Annotated in this window: 18 protein-coding genes, 1 tRNA gene and 2 pseudogenes; 14 read left to right on the top strand and 7 right to left on the bottom strand. The window is 54.1% G+C overall.

The features are described from left to right. Positions 1-2: 2 nt before the first annotated feature. The 4 genes and pseudogenes from AB9N64_RS25445 to AB9N64_RS25430 all read left to right on the top strand — a co-directional run bounded on the left by AB9N64_RS25445 (position 3) and on the right by AB9N64_RS25430 (position 4,064). A pseudogene (locus AB9N64_RS25445) lies at positions 3-987 on the top strand (Bug family tripartite tricarboxylate transporter substrate binding protein). Positions 988-1,059: 72 nt separating this feature from the next. Next, positions 1,060-1,518: a tripartite tricarboxylate transporter TctB family protein gene (locus AB9N64_RS25440; RefSeq protein ID WP_019818488.1), complete on the top strand. Its 459-nt coding sequence runs from the start codon at positions 1,060-1,062 to the stop codon at positions 1,516-1,518. 1 nt (position 1,519) lies between these two features. Then, complete coding sequence (locus tag AB9N64_RS25435) at positions 1,520-3,034, top strand: tripartite tricarboxylate transporter permease (protein ID WP_014717355.1); 1,515 nt, start codon at positions 1,520-1,522, stop codon at positions 3,032-3,034. Beyond that, the gene (locus AB9N64_RS25430; RefSeq protein WP_014717354.1) at positions 3,027-4,064 is read left to right on the top strand and encodes an AbrB family transcriptional regulator; all 1,038 of its coding nucleotides are present in this window, start codon (positions 3,027-3,029) and stop codon (positions 4,062-4,064) included. The genes AB9N64_RS25435 and AB9N64_RS25430 overlap by 8 nt, the downstream gene beginning before the upstream one ends. A 29-nt stretch (positions 4,065-4,093) precedes the next feature. Here the strand turns inward: AB9N64_RS25430 and ung are convergent, their stop codons facing one another. Then, the gene (gene ung / locus AB9N64_RS25425; RefSeq protein ID WP_020301023.1) at positions 4,094-4,786 is read right to left on the bottom strand and encodes a uracil-DNA glycosylase; all 693 of its coding nucleotides are present in this window, start codon (positions 4,784-4,786) and stop codon (positions 4,094-4,096) included. Between the two features lie 136 nt (positions 4,787-4,922). On the opposite strand from ung, the gene AB9N64_RS25420 reads away from it, so the two are divergent. Further along, positions 4,923-6,035 carry an enoyl-CoA hydratase/isomerase family protein gene (locus AB9N64_RS25420; protein WP_019818493.1) on the top strand — a complete coding sequence of 371 codons (1,113 nt, stop codon included), beginning with the start codon at positions 4,923-4,925 and terminating at the stop codon, positions 6,033-6,035. Here the strand turns inward: AB9N64_RS25420 and AB9N64_RS25415 are convergent. Both AB9N64_RS25415 and AB9N64_RS25410 read right to left on the bottom strand, forming a co-directional pair. Next, positions 6,021-6,476 (bottom strand): DUF3757 domain-containing protein, encoded by a 456-nt coding sequence (locus tag AB9N64_RS25415; protein ID WP_019818495.1) that lies wholly within the window; start codon positions 6,474-6,476, stop codon positions 6,021-6,023. The two genes, AB9N64_RS25420 and AB9N64_RS25415, sit on opposite strands and share 15 nt — an antisense overlap. A gap of 157 nt (positions 6,477-6,633) precedes the next feature. Continuing rightward, positions 6,634-6,993 carry a hypothetical protein gene (locus AB9N64_RS25410; RefSeq protein ID WP_019818497.1) on the bottom strand — a complete coding sequence of 120 codons (360 nt, stop codon included), beginning with the start codon at positions 6,991-6,993 and terminating at the stop codon, positions 6,634-6,636. A gap of 244 nt (positions 6,994-7,237) precedes the next feature. Here AB9N64_RS25410 and AB9N64_RS25405 point away from each other — a divergent pair, with 244 nt between their 5' ends. The 6 genes and pseudogenes from AB9N64_RS25405 to AB9N64_RS25380 all read left to right on the top strand — a co-directional run bounded on the left by AB9N64_RS25405 (position 7,238) and on the right by AB9N64_RS25380 (position 11,594). Beyond that, positions 7,238-7,450, top strand: a complete 213-nt coding sequence (locus AB9N64_RS25405) for a cysteine-rich CWC family protein (RefSeq protein WP_019818502.1) — start codon at positions 7,238-7,240, stop codon at positions 7,448-7,450. After that, positions 7,440-8,132, top strand: a complete 693-nt coding sequence (locus AB9N64_RS25400; protein ID WP_014717350.1) for a pseudouridine synthase — start codon at positions 7,440-7,442, stop codon at positions 8,130-8,132. Before AB9N64_RS25405 ends, AB9N64_RS25400 begins: the two co-directional genes overlap by 11 nt. A gap of 304 nt (positions 8,133-8,436) precedes the next feature. Further along, positions 8,437-9,321 carry an alpha/beta fold hydrolase gene (locus AB9N64_RS25395; RefSeq protein ID WP_032903200.1) on the top strand — a complete coding sequence of 295 codons (885 nt, stop codon included), beginning with the start codon at positions 8,437-8,439 and terminating at the stop codon, positions 9,319-9,321. Between the two features lie 113 nt (positions 9,322-9,434). Continuing rightward, positions 9,435-9,508, top strand: a tRNA-Gly gene (locus AB9N64_RS25390). Between the two features lie 88 nt (positions 9,509-9,596). Next, a pseudogene (locus AB9N64_RS25385) lies at positions 9,597-9,713 on the top strand (hypothetical protein); the annotation flags it as partial. A gap of 63 nt (positions 9,714-9,776) precedes the next feature. Then, a complete protein-coding gene (locus AB9N64_RS25380; protein ID WP_083263105.1) occupies positions 9,777-11,594 on the top strand; it encodes a site-specific integrase in 1,818 nt (605 codons plus the stop codon). Between the two features lie 80 nt (positions 11,595-11,674). On the opposite strand, the gene AB9N64_RS25375 is transcribed toward AB9N64_RS25380, so the two are convergent. Next, the gene (locus tag AB9N64_RS25375) at positions 11,675-12,934 is read right to left on the bottom strand and encodes a hypothetical protein (RefSeq protein WP_139129505.1); all 1,260 of its coding nucleotides are present in this window, start codon (positions 12,932-12,934) and stop codon (positions 11,675-11,677) included. Between the two features lie 3 nt (positions 12,935-12,937). Continuing rightward, a complete protein-coding gene (locus AB9N64_RS25370; protein WP_371359764.1) occupies positions 12,938-13,951 on the bottom strand; it encodes a nucleoid-associated protein in 1,014 nt (337 codons plus the stop codon). Positions 13,952-14,197: 246 nt separating this feature from the next. On the opposite strand from AB9N64_RS25370, the gene AB9N64_RS25365 reads away from it, so the two are divergent. Next, positions 14,198-14,728, top strand: a complete 531-nt coding sequence (locus AB9N64_RS25365) for a recombinase family protein (RefSeq protein WP_371359762.1) — start codon at positions 14,198-14,200, stop codon at positions 14,726-14,728. Between the two features lie 235 nt (positions 14,729-14,963). Then, positions 14,964-15,770, top strand: a complete 807-nt coding sequence (locus tag AB9N64_RS25360) for a hypothetical protein (protein ID WP_069557920.1) — start codon at positions 14,964-14,966, stop codon at positions 15,768-15,770. A gap of 351 nt (positions 15,771-16,121) precedes the next feature. On the opposite strand, the gene AB9N64_RS25355 is transcribed toward AB9N64_RS25360, so the two are convergent. Beyond that, entirely contained in the window at positions 16,122-16,472 is a 351-nt protein-coding gene (locus AB9N64_RS25355; RefSeq protein WP_069557921.1) for a hypothetical protein, read from the bottom strand. A 1-nt stretch (position 16,473) separates the two neighbouring features. Beyond that, positions 16,474-16,683 (bottom strand): hypothetical protein, encoded by a 210-nt coding sequence (locus AB9N64_RS25350; RefSeq protein WP_139129506.1) that lies wholly within the window; start codon positions 16,681-16,683, stop codon positions 16,474-16,476. A gap of 254 nt (positions 16,684-16,937) precedes the next feature. Between AB9N64_RS25350 and AB9N64_RS25345 the strand changes: the two genes are divergently transcribed. Continuing rightward, entirely contained in the window at positions 16,938-17,414 is a 477-nt protein-coding gene (locus tag AB9N64_RS25345) for a helix-turn-helix domain-containing protein (RefSeq protein WP_069557923.1), read from the top strand. Positions 17,415-17,928 lie beyond the last annotated feature (514 nt).

Genomic DNA, 17,928 nt, shown 5'->3' with positions numbered 1-17,928 from the left:
CCATGACCCCTTCACTGCGTAAATTTGCCCTCGCCGCCGGCTGCATGCTGTTCGCCGGCCAACTGCTGGCCGCCGACGAACCCAAGCGTCCGGAATGCATCGCCCCGGCCTCCCCTGGCGGCGGTTTTGACCTGACCTGCAAACTGGCGCAAAGCGCGCTGGTGAACCAGAAGCTGCTGACCAAGCCGATGCGTGTGACCTACATGCCAGGCGGCGTGGGCGCGGTGGCCTACAACGCGGTCGTCGCCCAGCGCCCTGCAGATGCCGGCACGTTGGTCGCCTGGTCGAGCGGTTCGTTGCTGAACCTGGCCCAGGGCAAGTTCGGCCGTTTTGATGAAAGCGCCGTGCGCTGGTTGGCGGCAGTGGGCACCAGCTATGGCGCCATCGCGGTGAAAAGCGACTCGCCCTACAAGACCCTCGATGACCTGGTTAAAGCCCTGAAGAAAGACCCAGGCAGCGTGGTGATCGGCTCCGGCGGCACCGTCGGCAGCCAGGACTGGATGCAAACCGCGCTGATCGCCAAGGCCGCCGGGATCAACCCGCGCGAACTGCGTTACGTCGCCCTTGAGGGTGGCGGTGAAATCGCTACGGCTCTGCTGGGGGGGGCACATCCAGGTGGGCAGTACCGACATCTCCGACTCCATGCCGCATATCCAGAGCGGCGATATGCGCCTGCTGGCGGTGTTCTCCGAGCAACGCCTGGATGAGCCGGAAATGAAGGACATCCCGACCGCCAAAGAGCAAGGCTACGACATCGTCTGGCCGGTGGTGCGTGGCTTCTACCTGGGGCCAAAGGTCAGCGATGCCGACTACGCCTGGTGGAAAGACGCCTTCGACAAACTGCTGGCTTCCGAGGAGTTCGCCAAGCTGCGTGACCAGCGCGAGCTGTTCCCGTTCGCCATGACGGGCCAGGAGCTGGACACCTACGTGAAGAAACAGGTGGCTGACTACAAAGTGCTGGCCAAAGAGTTCGGCCTGATCCAGTAATCGCTCCTTTTTTTGTGTAATGCCCCTGTAGGAGCGAGCTTGCTCGCTCCTACAGGGGCCTTGGAGTTTTCTATGCTCTTACAACGCATTTTCGCTGCCGCGCTGTTACTGGCCTGTATCGGCCTGGCGCTCATGGCCTGGCCGTATCAGGCGGCCTTTTCCTACGAACCTGTAGGGCCCAGGGCCTTTCCCCTGCTGCTGCTCGGGCTGATGGGCCTGGCGCTCATCTACATGATGATTCGCCCGCAGGCGACCAAACACACCGACGATGAACCCGCGCTGGATCAACCCACGTTGATCAAGATCGGCATCTGTGTGGCCCTGCTGCTGGTGTTTGCCGGCACATTCGAATCCTTGGGTTTCATTCTCAGCAGCATGCTGATCGGTATTCCGATGGCACGGCTGTACGGCGGCCGCTGGTTGCCCAGCGTGGTGATCATCACCTTGATGAGCGTCGGTCTTTATCTGCTGTTCGATAAAACCATGGACGTACCGTTGCCCCTCGGCCTGCTCGACGTTCTGGAGAACTGACATGGATACTTTTGGCTATTTGGGCCAGGGTTTCGGCGTTGCGCTGAGCCCCTATAACCTGGTGACCGCGTTGTGCGGCACCCTGATTGGCACCGTGGTCGGCCTGTTGCCGGGCCTGGGCCCGATCAACGGCGTGGCACTGTTGATCCCCATCGCCTTTGCCCTGGGCTTGCCGCCCGAGTCGGCGCTGATCCTGCTGGCAGCCGTGTACCTGGGTTGTGAATACGGCGGCCGCATCAGCTCGATTCTGCTGAACATCCCGGGCGAAGCCTCCACCGTGATGACCACCCTCGACGGCTACCCGATGGCCCGCAAAGGCCTGGCTGGCGTGGCACTGTCGTTGTCGGCGTGGAGTTCGTTCATCGGCGCGTTTATCGCTACCTGCGGCATGGTGCTGTTCGCTCCGCTGCTGGCCAAGTGGGCGATTGCTTTCGGCCCGGCGGAATATTTTGTCTTAATGGTGTTTGCGATTGTCTGCCTGGGCGGCATGGCCGGTGACAAACCACTGAAGACTTTTGTTGCGGCGCTGATCGGCTTGTTCCTTTCCTGCGTGGGCATCGACGCCAACAGCGGTGTGTACCGCTTTACCGGCGACAATATTCACCTGACCGATGGCATCCAGTTCGTGGTGTTGGTACTCGGCCTGTTCTCCATCAGCGAGATTCTCCTGCTGCTGGAAAAAACCCACCGTGGCCAGGAAGCAGTGAAAGCCACCGGGCGCATGATGTTCAACGTCAAGGAAGCCTTATCGGTACTGACCGTGAACCTTCGTTGCGGCGTATCGGGTTTTATCATAGGCGTATTGCCGGGTGCGGGTGCGACCATGGCCTCGGCCGTTGCCTACATGACCGAGAAACGCATCGCAGGCGCCAGCGGCAAGTTCGGCCAAGGCGACATGCGCGGCCTGGCCGCCCCTGAAACCGCCATTGGCGCATCGGTCTGCGGCGCCATGGTGCCGATGCTGACCCTCGGCGTTCCTGGCTCCGGCACCACAGCGGTGATGATCGGCGCCCTGTCGCTGTACAACATCACTCCCGGCCCACTGCTGTTCCAACAGCAACCGGACATTGTCTGGGGCCTGATCGCCTCGTTGTTCATCGCCAACATCATGCTGGTCGTGCTCAACATCCCGATGATCCGCATCTTCACCCGTATCCTCGCCGTGCCGAACTGGGCGCTGGTGCCGGTGATCGCCATCATCACCGCGATTGGCGTGTACGCCGTGCATGCCACCACCTTCGATCTGTTCCTGATGATCGCCATCGGCATCTTCGGCTACATCCTGCGCAAGCTGGACTTCCCGCTGTCGCCGCTGCTGCTGGGCTTTATCCTCGGCGGTTTGATGGAGCAGAACCTGCGCCGTGCGCTGTCGATCTCCAACGGTGCGCTGGAAATCCTGTGGTCGAGCCCGATCACCTTTGGCGTCTGGGTGCTGACCGCAATCATGCTGCTTGTACCGCTGCTGCGTATCTGGCGTAAACGCGTGCAACAGCGTCGTGCCCTGGCCGATGTCTGAGGTCACCTTTAAACATTGGTGGGGAACACCGCTGGTCGGCCTGGCCGGCGGTTACCTGGCCAGCCTGGTGGGCTGGCCGTTGCCGTACATGGTCGGCTCGTTGCTGGCGATTATCCTGGTGCGTTGCCTCACGCCCTGGCAGTTGGCGGAGATTCCCGGCGGGCGCAAATGCGGCCAATGGGTGGTGGGCATCGGCATTGGCCTGCACTTCACCCCACTGGTGATCGAGCAGGTGATGAGCCACTTCGGCCTGATCTTCTTCGGTGCACTGGTCACCAGCTTGTCGAGTGTGGTCGGCGTGTGGTTGATGCGCCGCAGCGGGGAAGACCGCGCCACGGCGTTTTTCTCCAGCATGCCGGGCGGTTCCGGGGAGATGGTCAACCTGGGCGCTCGCAACGGCGCGGTGCTCAGCCGGGTTGCGGCCGGGCAGAGTTTGCGTGTGCTGGTGGTGGTGTTGTGTGTGCCGGCGATCTTCAAGTATTTGCTCGGAGGCGGCGCACCGCAGTTTCACCCGGCGCCGGTGGACTGGGCGTGGCTGGCCCTGCTGTTTCCGGTGGGTGCGCTGGTTGCCTGGGGCTGGCAACGCTTGCGCCAACCCAACCCTTGGCTGTTCGGGCCATTGTTGGTGAGTGCGATTGCCAGTGTGACCTGGGATTTACACATTGGCCTGCCCGACGGCGGCAGCCAGATCGGCCAATGGTTGATCGGCAGCGGGTTGGGCTGCCACTTCAATCGGCAGTTCTTCCGTCGCGCGCCCTCATTCATGGGCCGCACTTTGATTGGCACGGCATTGACCATGCTGCTGGCGACGTTAGCGGCGGTGGGCTTGAGCGCCCTCACTCACCTCGACCTGCGATCACTGACCCTGGGCATGATGCCAGGCGGTATCGCTGAGATGAGCCTGACAGCTGAAACCCTGCAGCTGTCGGTGCCCTTGGTGACGGCGATGCAGGTGATGCGCTTGTTGTTCGTGCTGTTCTTGGCCGAGCCTTTGTTTCGGCACTGGAACCGTCAGCCCGCCCCCCTCTAAAACCTCCCACATGTTGAATGTGCCAGGCCTCAGACGGGTGGCAAACGCCACTCGATGGGGGCCTCGCCATTCTGCTCGAGAAACTTGTTGGCCCGGCTGAAATGCCCGCAGCCCAGAAACCCGCGATACGCCGACAACGGCGAAGGATGCACCGAGGTCAGCACCAGATGTTTGGTGGCGTCGATGAGCTTCTGCTTGCTTTGAGCATGGGCGCCCCACAGCAGGAACACCAGGTGCGGCTGATGCTCGCTGACTACCTCGATAATCCGATCGGTAAAGAACTGCCAACCCTTGCCCGCATGGGCGTTGGCGTTGGCGCGCTCCACGGTCATGGTGGTGTTGAGCATCAGCACGCCCTGGTCGGCCCAGCTTTGCAGGTAGCCGTGGTTGGGGATGTCGATGTTCAGGTCGCGCTTGAGCTCTTTATAGATATTGACCAGCGACGGCGGCGCCGGCACGCCCGGTTGCACCGAGAAACACAGGCCATGGGCCTGGCCAGGGCCGTGATAAGGGTCCTGGCCGAGGATCACGACCTTGACCTTGTCCAGCGGTGTTGAATTGAGTGCGTTGAAAATCAATGGGCCGGGCGGGTAGATCTCTTTGCCTGCGGCATGTTCCTGGCGCAGAAACTCGCGCAATTGCGCCATGTAAGGCTTCTCGAACTCTTCACGCAGAGCGTGTTTCCAGCTGGGTTCGAGTTTGATACGGTCGCCATCGGTCATAGTTGAATTGTCTTGTAAAAAAGAATGAGGCGAACCCTAGGAAAGCCGACCCCGCTTGTCAATTGATCTGACACAGCACCGGCACTTTCCCACGAAGGGATCATACTCATCCTTCACCTTCTCGATTGAGGTCACGATGAACCTGCATTTCGAAGAACTGACCGGCAGTGGCGGCGCTCGCATCGGTATCGCCAGCCTGGACGCGCCAAAGTCCCTTAACGCCCTCTCCCTGCCAATGATTCTGGCCCTGGATGAGCGCATGGAGGCCTGGGCCAAAGACCCGCAGATCGTCTGCGTGCTGCTACGCGGTAACGGTCCCAAAGCCTTTTGCGCCGGTGGCGAAGTGCGCAGCCTGGCTCAGGCTTGCCGTGAGCAGCCCGGCGAAGTTCCGGCTCTGGCCGCGCAGTTTTTTGCCGCTGAATATCGCCTTGACTACCGCCTGCACACCTACCCAAAGCCGTTGATCTGCTGGGGCCACGGTTATGTCTTGGGCGGTGGCATGGGCCTGTTGCAAAGCGCCGCCGTGCGTATCGTTACGCCAAGCAGTCGTTTGGCCATGCCCGAGATCAGCATTGGCTTGTACCCGGATGTGGGGGCCAGTTGGTTCTTGTCCCGCTTGCCGGGTAAGCTCGGCCTGTTCCTGGGCCTCACCGGCGCCCATATCAACGGTCGCGACGCGCTGGACTTGGGCCTGGCAGACCGTTTTCTGCGTGATGACCAGCAAGACGAATTGCTCGATGGCCTGCTGCAGCTGAACTGGCAGGAACAGAGCGCGATGCAACTCAACAGCTTGCTCAAGGCCCTGGCGCAGGAGGCGATCAGCGATCAACCCGACGCGCAATGGCTACCACGCCGCATACAGATCGACGAATGGCTGGATGTAGGAGATGTACGCTGTGCCTGGCGCGCCTTGAACCTGCTGCGCGACCACAGCGACCCGCTATTGAGCCGGGCCGGCAAAACCCTGAGTGAGGGCTGCCCACTGACGGCGCATCTGGTGTGGGAACAGCTCCAGCGCGCCCGCCACCTATCCCTGGCCCAGGTGTTCCAGATGGAATACACCCTGAGCCTCAACTGCTGCCGTCATCCGGAATTTGCCGAAGGGGTGCGGGCGCGCCTGATCGACAAAGACCAGGCGCCTCATTGGCACTGGCCGGATATCAACACACTCCCGGAAGCGGTGGTGCAGGCGCACTTTGACAAGGCCTGGGAAGGTAGAAATCCTCTGGCAGATTTATCTGACTACTGACAGGTCTGTACGTTTGTCGTTGACCTTGAACTTGCAATTGTCCGGTTGGCTGTCCACGCACGTATACACCGGCAACTCGAACGCATCGGGCTGCAGCTTCCAATACAAGGAGCTGGTCAACGACATGTTGATAATCTCATTGCCCCTGCTTGGCCTCAACGCTACTACTACCCCGCTCCAGTTGGTGCGGTAGATGCACTTGTCCATGTAGCCGTTTCCTCTCTCCTCGCCGTCGCCCGGCATGAAGACTGCGCCAATGAACCCGTCGACAACACCACGCGACGCGACCTTCGGACTTTGCCAGCGCAGGCCGTTGTCTTGGGCGCGATAATGGCCATCGGCGTACACGATCTGCGACGGATAAGGACAGCCTTGCTCCGCACTTGCCGATGCAATGAAGCAGCTCATCAGCAGGAGCACGCAAATCAATTGTTTGAACATAGGGATTCCATCTGCTCAGTCTCACCACGCAAAAGCACAAGGCTTCTCGTTAGTGAAGTACAGCTAGCGCCTCAAAGATAGCTGTTAAATCTGACAGTACGGACATACGGTACCTATAAAAAACGGCGCATGATGCGCCGCTTGTTTTTCAAGATATTTAACGGTGACCGCCGCGACCACCTCCGTGGTCGGAACCGCGTCCACGCCCGCCATTACCCCAGCGGTCGCCCCACCCCTGGTTGGGGTAGGGTCGGTACCCGGCGCGAGGGTAATAGCGCGGGGCTGGTTGGTAGTAGCGCGGCGCCGAATAGTAGCGAGGCTGTGGCGCATAGTAGCGAGGCGCGGGCGCGTAATAGCTGCGCCCAGAAGGGTAATAACGCGGGCCGCCGTAGTAATAGGCTGGCGCCGGCGCGGTGTAGACCTCGGAGCGATAGTAGGTGGCGCCTCCATCGTAATAGGGCACGCAGGCTGAAAGGGTCAGGCCGAGCAAAGCGATGAGCAGCAGTCGTCGATACATGGCGGCCTCCTGGACCGCGGAAGAGCTCCTCCAGCGACGCTGGCGAGCGGCATTCAGCTTTCACTGAATGACGAAACATCTGACATCAAAAACCGAATCTGGTGCGTTCGCGACACAAGTGGAAACATCTGTTTCAGACGAAGTGAAGGTCTGCCAAAAACCCATGATGATGGAATGCCGCCCAGCCGCGCTGTATCGTGCAACAACTACCGCTGTCCTACCCGATGCCTGCCTGAACCGACCCATGACCACACCGACCCTATGCCCCGCCTGCGGTGCCCGCAACGACTGCTCCCTGGCCGATCCGCGCACGGCCGATCAAGCCTGCTGGTGCTACAGCGTCATCATCGACCCGGCGGTGCTTGAAGCCCTGCCGGATGAGGTGCGCAATAAAGCCTGCCTGTGCCCACGCTGCGCCCAAGTGGACGAACAGTTGCGTAACCGCCATGCGCGTTGATCGCTTCCTAAGCAACCTGCCACAGTTCAATCGTAAACAAGTGCGCTTGTTGCTGGTGGAGCGCCGGGTGACCGTCGAGGGTGTTGCAGTCAGCGATCCGCACCATGACGTACGTGAGTTCAGCCAGGTTTGCGTTGACGGTGAAATTCTGCAAGCGGGCAAGCCGGCACGCTATTTCATGCTGCACAAACCCCAGGGCTGCGTCAGCGCCACGTCGGACCCGCAACACTCCACGGTCCTGGACCTGCTGCACGAACCGGACAAAGCCGACCTGCATATCGCCGGGCGCCTGGATTTCAACACCACGGGCCTGATGCTGATCACCAACGATGGCCAATGGTCACGGCGCCTCACGCAACCACAGACCAAGTTGCCCAAGGTGTACCACGTGCAAACCGAACAGGACATCGGCCCGCAGTATGCGATGACGTTCGCGGCAGGGGTGTATTTCGCCTTTGAAGATCTCACTACCCAACCTGCCAAACTTGAACGGCTGGGCCCAAGAACGGCCCGGTTGAGCATCGTCGAAGGCCGCTATCACCAGGTGAAGCGCATGTTCGGGCATTTTGATAACAAGGTAATCGGCCTGCACCGCGAGCGAATGGGCCCCTTGGTGCTGGATACCTCGCTTGCGCCGGGTCAGTATCGGCCACTGACTGACGACGAGATCCGACTAATCTGACGACCGTTCAGCCGGTGATGGCAAAAAACCAACCGCTTACCTTGCGACCTGCCTTCGGTGCTGCTTGAATCAAGGCTTCAGCCAGATGATGACTGATGAGTCGCCCTATAACCTCCAAGAAACACCTGCCGCGCCCGTGCTTGATCGTCGGGCCCTCCCGGCAAACCGCCCGCCATAACAACACCCGCCGGCCAGCCGTCATCGGACCGACGTGAGCCTTCATTTTCCAGGCGTATGCCTACCTGTCATAAAGCACGTGCAAAGTGATTTGCGCGCACTACCCGCTTGCCAGGAGTCTTACGACATGAGGCCAGAAATCGCTGTGCTGGATATACAGGGTCAGTATCGGGTTTACACGGAGTTCTATCGCGCGGACGCGGCGGCAAAGACCATCGTCCTGGTCAACGGCTCCATGGCGACCACGGCGTCCTTCGCTCAAACCGTCAAAAGCCTGTACCCGCAATTCAATGTGGTGTTGTACGACCAGCCCTACGCTGGCCGTTCCAAAATCCATAACCGTCATGAGCAGATGCTCACCAAGGAAGTCGAAGGCCAGATCCTCCTGGAACTGCTCGACCACTTCGCAGCTGAATATGTGCTGTCCTTCTCCTGGGGCGGCGCCGCCACGTTGGTCGCCCTTGCACACCGGCCCCGTAGGATAGAAAAAGCCGTGATCAGCTCCTTCTCGCCGGTAATCAATGCGCCGATGCGCGACTACCTCGAACGAGGCGTCGACTACCTGGGCAACCTCGACCGCGACCGTGTCGGCCACTTGGTCAACAGCACCATTGGCAAGCACCTGCCTTCGCTGTTCAAACGCTTCAATTACCGCCATGTCAGCAGCCTGGCCGCACACGAATACGGGCAAATGCACTTCCACATCAGCCACGTGCTCAACAGCGACCGGCAGTGCTACCTCAAGGCGGCCAGGCAAATCGACATTCCGGTGCTGTTCTTGAACGGCGAGTGGGACGAATACACCAGCGCAGACGACGCCAAGCTGTTTGGCCAGCATGTGGCCAAGAGCTGCTTCAGCACCATCCAGGCAACGGGGCATTTCCTGGACATGGAACATAAAGCCGCGTGCCGCGATAGCCGTGAGGCCGTGGTGGGCTTCTTGAAAGGGCAGCGGCCCGCCAGCCCGTTGCGGTATAGCCAGGGCCAGGCGCAACATGCGTGGGCGCTTTGAGATCAAGCCTGACACTGTGGCGAGCATGCTCCCTCGCCACACGCAACTCTCACATTTTTCAAAGAAAAACTTCAAATCCAGCCGAACATCTGGTACAAAGTCAGCCGCTCTGAGCGGGTATAGTTTAATGGTAGAACAGTAGCTTCCCAAGCTTCCGACGAGGGTTCGATTCCCTCTACCCGCTCCACCTCTTTCCTAACCCATTGATTTGTATGAAATCCACTGGGTAGAAAGCGAGACAGTCACGCAGTCCTCCTACAAAGGGCTCCTACAACGTGACGCAACGCAACAACCTCTACCGCCGTTCGAGCGGAATCTACGTCCTTCGCGTCACCGTCCCGGCTCGCTATCGCGCTCAATTGGGTCAAAGAGAAATTCACTCGTCTACCCGAACCACTGATCACAGCGAAGCAAAGGCTGTAGCATTGCACCTATTGGCGCGATGGCATTCATGCATGAGTGAGCTGAATCTAGTGAACGAGACAAAAGTGATCGAAGGCAGTCCGCTACTAACTGGAGCCGGATTCATCAGCATTCAAGATTTCTGTGAGACCTTCGAGGTTTCAGCCGAGTTCGTGCTTCAAGAGATTCTAAACAACAATATTTTTGTCGCATGCAGACTGAACGCCCAACCAGTCTATTGGGTTGACGACTACACCAAGGTGGACCGGGAGGGAGAGAGGGACACAGACGGTTTCGTCTTGAATAGTGCCTTTACAGAGGGTAGACCGAGAACGTTCACTGGATATCTAAAACCGTTCCATCGCACTCATACAATTTCTAATTTGATTGAATTCGGCTTCTCCGATGAAACTGCATTCCGCTTCAAAACAAACACTCTAGCAGCGGCATTCTGCGACCTACCCGGTATTCAGCTCACTACAGCCTCTGTGTTCATTACGAAGGTCCAAGCCGAAAGAATCAGGGCTCCTTGGGTGAAAGCCCTAAAAGGCAAGGCTGCCTTGCTAGCCGTCACCTCATCACCAACGCTAATTACCTCAGCACCAACGGCAATTACATCAACTCCAACACCTACCCCAGCACTGCCCTGCGAGTGCTGTAGACCTGATCGCGCCAAGCAGCTCGTTTCTGCATTGGTAGAACAGTTCCTAACGAAAAAGCAGGCAAACTGGAAACTCGATCAGCAAAAGAAAATGGCAACCCACTGCGGAGCATTTGTCGAGCTAATGAGCGACCCTCCATTAGGTGCTCTGAACAGACAATTGATTTGGGACTACGAGGCAAGACTCCGAAAGATGCCAGCGGACAAGCATCACGCTGCTCGTCGTCACGGAACTGATGAATTGAATCGACTGATCGCCTTGGCTGAGGAAAATGGAGAAGAGCTTCGTTCATCTGCAAGTGTCGAACGCTATATGGACTCGCTCTCAAGCATGTTCGCATGGGCAGTCGACAACATGATCCTCACTCACAACCCTGCGAAGAGAGCTATCGAAAAACGAAAGAAGGTCACACGAGATCAGGATGACCGCTCGCTATTCGATAAATCTGACCTTGATAAAATCTTTTCGGTGCAATGGTTTATAGCCGGGACCGGTGAACGGAACAAACAAGGCCGCTTCCATCTGTTTCGCCCTCACTTTTACTGGCTTCCTTTACTAGGGCTTTACACTGGAGCAAGGCTGAACGAGCTCTCCCAGCTCTATATTACCGATGTAAAAGTGACTGAGTCCGGGGTGCATTATGTAGATTTCAATCTCGACGGCGAAGACAAAATAGACCTTGACGGTTCCGACAAAACATTGAAGACCGTTAACTCTAAACGCATCGTTGCTCTGCATCCGCATCTAGTCGAGCTAGGTTTGCCAGACTATGTAAAAGCCCTCTCAAAAGCTGGATACACTCGACTTTTCCCTGAGCTCAAGCACGATGCAGTCAAAGGCTACGGCAAACCGGCGGGTAGCTGGTTCAATGGTCGTTTTTTAGGCAAGCAGTTGGGCATGCCAAGAAATGGGATGCGCACCTTTCACTCGTTCAGGCACACATTTATTACTGCATTGAATGAGCTAGAGGTTCCGCCAGACATCCAATCTCAACTAGCAGGGCACAGTAGAGGCGACAACATTACCGCCGCTCGCTATAGAAAGGACGCTGAAGCTGAAAGATTATTAAGTTATGTGAAGCAACTCTCATTCGAGCTTCCACCGATCATGCCATTTGTCATCTCGGATGGTATCCATGCTGTAAAGGATGCATTGAGACGCAAAATAAAATCTTCAACAGACCGATATAATGCAAAACCAGAAAAGTAAGTGAAAGCATAAGACAAAACTTGACCTTGATATGCGCTATAGCTAAAGATCAAGTAACCCGCAGAAAAAATAAAATCGCATCAACACCGTGCAAAAATCGCGTCAAAAAAAGAAGTCACCCAATTCACTTTTGAAGAAAACCAAGTTACAAGAGGCGCCCACGCACCGGGAGTAAAATAGTTAAATGTCGACACTGTGATAATCGTAGTTACCAACAGCAAAACAATCAGCGTAGTGGGAATCCAATAAGAATGTAGATTTATCCTCCTATCTAGTGCTGCGATCATTCCTTTGAGTTGAAGGTAGGTTGGATTAGCTCGTTGCTTTAAGGTTTCACGCTCATGAGCGAGCTCTTGCTTAATTTGCATCAACGTATTCACTTGACTCGCCAACAACATCAATGCAATCACTGCAAATATAATTGATCCTGCAAGAAGTGCCCAGTTGACTGCAACCAGAGCAGTATCACTCTTCATTTGACTAGCCAACAATCCTTGCCCTACTGGAATAGCAATAAGTTTGTTCATTATATCTGAGCTTGCCCCGTTGACCTTAACAACGAAATCAAGCTTTTTCTTCTCAAATTCCTCTCTAACCTTGTCAAAACTAAAACCAGAAATATAGAGATCAAAGTCAGCGTCGTAAGCCAACTTGATTTCCCTAAAACGCCTCAAAAACTGGGGGAATCTATCAGACTCTAACTCTTGATCAAAAAACCGAGTAATAACTCTTTTAAATATATCTGGACGCGCCGCCTTATGATGCTCCTGAAACAACTCATCTCGAAGTTTTGATATTTCAGCATCGCTAGGAACATTTGCCAGCGACTTCACGTCATAATGTAAAGGCATGATTATTTTTCGCGTAGCAAAAAAAATGGCCTCCCCTGCCGTATTTGCTTTAGCCTGAGTTACATCTGCAATACTTTTAAGCAACGCAATCACTTTTATCGTGCGTTGATACGCAAGCAGAGATTCATTAGTAGTCAATTCCCAGGAAGCATAATCTTCTTCAATCAAATAATAATCGGCAGGAGCCTTACCGAGAAACTCTCCTTGATTGTAACGGAGTAGCATTTCAACATTATTAGCAATTACCTGGGTAGAGCTGACCATACCATGAACTATAAAAACAAACTCGGCATGCTCAGGCAGCGTAGATACCGGCTTTGTTGTATCTACGTCAGAGACACGAAGGGTATGATCCCACGGACCCGATTCAATAGATTCAATCCATGCAACCGTATCCACAGACCGAACCGCAGTTATTATTAAATCTGAGCCGGCGACATGCTTGCTTTTAGCATGACGACATAGCTCAACTATAGAATTAAAAGCCATTACTTAACCTTCACGCAACTCTGCGATCAGTCGTTCAGGTGCATTATCTATAATGACCTGATCCCCTTCGATGCGAATATGCTGCTGCTTGAAGTGATAGGTTGTTTTCAACGTCAACTCCTTGCTTTTAAAGTTAATATTTGACAGAGCCTTAAGTGCTGTCCTATCAGGTATAAAACCTGTAGATGGCTGCTCTGCATGACCATTGATAAAAGTCAAAAAGATTTCAGGGTTTTCTGGCCAAACGGTATTTGCAAGCGCGTCAAACGACAGAGTAGCTGTGGGATCTTGTCGATGAAGAGCTTCAACATAATCGTAAGCTCTCTGTTGCAAATCTGGAGCGAAATCCGGCTGAATTGCATTAGCTTCAATTTGATGAATAACAAAATCCTTCACAACCCTAACCAACTTTTTCGATTCAATCTTAGAATCTTGATCTATTTTACAACCGATAAATTCCTTAAAGTAGTCGGATGGATTGTCCTTATCCTGCTTCATGACAAATGTTAAATACCGTTCCTCACCATTCTGCCAAGCTTGTAAATCCACCCGTGCGGCAACTTGAAGATGGTCGACATTTAGATAGTTTGACTCCACTACTTCTCGTAGATTCGCAGAGAAAAACGAACCACTCTCCTTGTTTAGCTTCGCAACCAAAAACATGTCGCGTTCATTGTGCGTATATCTGACATACATCAGAAATCCACCAGACGCGAAAGTGATGTCATTGATTATTTTCCTCAGACGCTCCATTGCGATATTTGTAAACTCTAGAAACTGAACCTCTCCATTCATGAATCCTTGCAGGTTAGGGCAGAATCGAAAATTCTCTGTGTCTTGCTCAAATGAGCCGGAGTGCCGAGAACATCGGCTGTTATAGCTATGTAACACCTTCGTTAGAAGGCCGTTCAGAGAGTCGCTTCTGGTGATTTCACCTTCTTCCGGCGGCTTTACCGTGGCCCCCTGCACATTTCTGATTTTGATCAGCTCGTGCACCGTTGCGTTCAATATTTCCATTTTTTCTGAGGCCTTCCATTGTCTGATGACGTTTCTAGAAACGCGTTGATAAAGGCACTATGCCACAATACGACCGTTTTCTGGCATCCCTAAAATCACCTTGCGCCCCTGACAGGAAAATAGCCTTGGCTTTTCTGACAGGCCATCCTATTTTCGACACCGTATTCCTACAGGAGAAAATAGCAGATGGCCACTTTTGCATACGGACGCGTATCAACCGCCCTCCAGGACGCAGAGAACCAGCGCATGGAACTCGCCAATGCCGGTTGGTCTATCGACTATTGGTTTTCGGACACCATCAGCGGCAAATCAGCCTCTACTCAGCGCCCCGCATTCAAAGAGTTGCTGACGAAGATTCGGGATGGCGAAACCTTGCTTGTAGCTAAACTGGACCGATTGGGCCGGGATGCTATCGATGTGCTCCAAACCGTCCGCGACTTAGGGGCAAGGGACATCAAGGTTGTCGTGCATCAGCTAGGGTCAACGGACCTGACCTCACCGGCAGGAAAGCTTCTACTTTCTATGCTTGCTGCGGTTGCCGAAATGGAAAGAGATTTGCTGATTGAAAGAACACAAGCAGGACTTGCTAGAGCAAAAGCAGAAGGGACGACTCTTGGGAGGCCTTCTAAAATCACGCCTGAACAACGTTCGAGAATACTGCTGGAATTGGCGCAGGGAGAAAGCGTAAGCGCCCTAGCACGCTCATACAGCGTCTCAAGAGCGACCATTTCGAGCCTTGCTAAGCGCGAGTCAAAGACTGAGGCAAAGATGGATTAGGGCATACAACCTGCTGCATCATGGATCTGATATGAGCAAGGTGGCCTGACGATTTTTTTTGCGTTAAGGTGAGATGGCGGACAGCCACCACGGCCACGCTGCTAATAGAAACGCACTACGCCACTTTCCTTCACCACAAGAGTCAGCACATCAGTCGGTGAAACGAGTAATAATTGCAACATGCAGCAGATTTGAACACCTGAATCTCTTATCACCCCTAAACCACAAGAAATATATGACGACTCATAAAATAGAGCCTCACAGGATAACAAAGCCAATTCAGTTGCTCGCCGCGTGGATAATTGGCCTAATCCTTACAGACTCGATCTTTTTGTATAGCGCTGTATCTTTCGAGCCGGGAACCTGGGAGCGCGGGGCGCTTGTTATCGCGTCCATACTCAACGTCCCTGGCTTTCTTTTTGCCTTATTCCTTCTTCAAACCAAATTCCGCGCAGAGCTTCAGGAGGATACTTTTTATCACGAATATATAAATAAAAAGACTGCGATTCCTCAGCGCATAGATAAAGATGTCATCCAGGACAGCAGGATAGATGAGCTTGAGAAGATCCTAAAACGTTCTCACTCAAGCATTTCCGCCCAACAACAGACCCCAAACCCAGAGCAATTCGACTGGGACAGTTGGCCCGTTGGTATCAACGGCCTACATCCCCAATACCAAGAAATTCGCAAGGCACTTCGGGCTCACTCCATCCACGTTTCGAGCATATTTGGAACTGAGGATGACTCAAGCCTGCCAAAAAAATGGGTTATTGCACTCAATCCTGCTATACCTTTCCATCAAAAAATTCATCTACTGAGAACTTTAATTCCATTCAATTTCGATGGATTCGAATTTCATATACCCGTCCGGGAAGCTGACGAAGATGATGATGTTTATATAGGTGGATACGGATTTGGAGATTATTGCGAATTCAATGACAGCCTCAAGGATTTAGTCGCCGACGATATTGAAGAGGTCGACTTTCAGCATTACTACAATCGGAATAGAATTTCTAACAGGCTCCTCGCTGAATCTACATGATCACTGCTTTGAGCCTTCAGCAGCGGCAATAGTGCGTAAGTTAATAGGGCCTAACCTTGATGCCAAATCTCAAAGCGAGATTGAGCAATCTCCGTATGACATCACCATATGCAAACTAACGCACCACTGCCCAAGGAGCTTTAATTGTTATAAAAAGCAAGCGGATTTCTAGGGCATTGACAATCCCCCCATTAGTTTTTAGGCCACTTCCTGTTTCTTCGCTTTCGGTAGTGTGCTGATACTCACGACCGTCCGCTTCTGTCCAGCCATCGCTACAAGGTTTCCTGGTGAATTCGAATGCAAACAGGTAATCAAGCCCAGGCAAGGGCCCATAGCAGACTCGCTTATTGCTTAGGTCGGAGATACTGAACCTGACATGCAGTTCAGGTAATAAAGCTTACCCACCCGGTCCGGAGTGAAAACTGGATCTAACGCCCAGACGCCCTTTAGGATCGCTTCGACAAAACTGAATGTAATTATCTTAGGGGCCCTATCGGACTTGTGGTGGAGTGCACTTTTCGAGCGAACCGCCAGAGCCTCATACGTAGTGCCCTTGAGTTTCTCTGTAGCTGCTGATCGCGCCAAAGCAGAGATACTCCGACAGAACGTCTCATCATCGGTAGCGATTTGGCTGATCCCTTTTGCTTTGGCCGCACCAGTAAGTGCCAGCGCCACCAGCAGAGTGACATTAATCTTCTTCATATCACATCACCGAACACGCTTGATAAGTGATCACCACCAGCTCATCCGGCGTTTTGTTTTTAAAGTCTTTGTAAACAGCAATCAATAGTCCCCTCATAAACCCGATGTTGTCGTCGGTGACGCCTTTAGCGCCCACAAGGCTATCAATCCTTTTATTCCACACGCTTCTTGATACGCCAGCATCACGCTCAACGGCCATTTTTTGAGCCATTCCAGACCACATGCGACAGCTTTCTTCCTCCGTTGCGGCTGGCGTGCTGGTGACACAGAGCATAGATATTAGGATCAACGAAAAACGTAGGTGTCGTAGCAACGGTCGTTCAGAGTTCATCCTGTTGACTTCCATTTTCCATTTCCCCCTGATGATCATGGTTCCGGTTCACTCCCTGAGTGCTTGATGACTGGTTTAAAATGTCACGAATAGAGCGTGGGTAATTAGTATCACATACCAGCCAAATACTGCGTATGAGAATTTCATTACGACAGCGCTTCGGGCAGCGATTCAGAGAGCTTAGGCTTGCGAGCGGGCTTAGCCAGGAGGCATTTGCAGACCACGCCTCAATGGCCCGGTCATATCTCAGCCGCCTTGAGAGGGGTATGGCGAACCCCTCCCTAGATGCGATTGAGGGGCTTGCGAAAGCCCTCGGGGTAGATCCCAGAGAGCTTTTCGAGATCGTTGAGCCAGCGACTCCCCAGGACGTTGCAGAGGTGCCCTATGCATCAGATGGGACATGCTTTCATCGAGAGCTAGCGAGCCCCCGGGACGGAACATTCCGGGTGGGCGAAAAAGGTGGAGAGATTCGGCTCACCTCATTTGAGGATGCGGTAGAACATCTTCGACAAATGCCGGTCGCCAAATGGCGTCGCCCTAACGATGCGGGTAACTGGGGATTGGTGTCGGCTGTTCGTTGGGGGAAACCAAGAGCCCAAAAGAAGCGCTAAAGCGTTAACTTCATCGGGGGGAGCCTAACGCAACAAAACTCATGAAATTCTGTTGCGTCACAGTAGCGTTTTGTTGCGTTACGATCTTCGCGCTAGGGCTACAGCGCTTGTATTCCGGTGGCTACAGCCGGTTTCTTCGAAGAGCAGTAGCAGAGACGTTAAAAACAAAAAAAGCCACACGATGTTGACGTGTAGCTTTTGATTTTATGAGCCTTCCGGTAGAGAAAGGTTGTATTTCCCCTAACCCGTTTCAGATGAACAGGCTAGGGAGCCAACCTCGAAGTCCACCGGAGGCAATGCCTTCCGTTTAGAGTCTCTCTGACGTCTGTAGCTGAGCTTTCACATTCATCATGATAAGGCGTCTAAGGTTTCTCATGATGCTGCGCTCGACTCGGTCTCAGCTGCCTTATGGCATCTCCTCCGATAACCCCTGTGTCGCAAGCTTCTGGGGTCCGCCGTGACTGCACGGCTTTAAAACAATGCCCGAACGTAAGGAGCCCGATAGAACATTGAG

Source organism: Pseudomonas sp. KT_2_4 (genome assembly GCF_041410225.1).
Classification (GTDB): Bacteria; Pseudomonadota; Gammaproteobacteria; order Pseudomonadales; family Pseudomonadaceae; genus Aquipseudomonas; species Aquipseudomonas paracarnis.
This window is presented reverse-complemented; position numbering and strand designations above follow the sequence as displayed.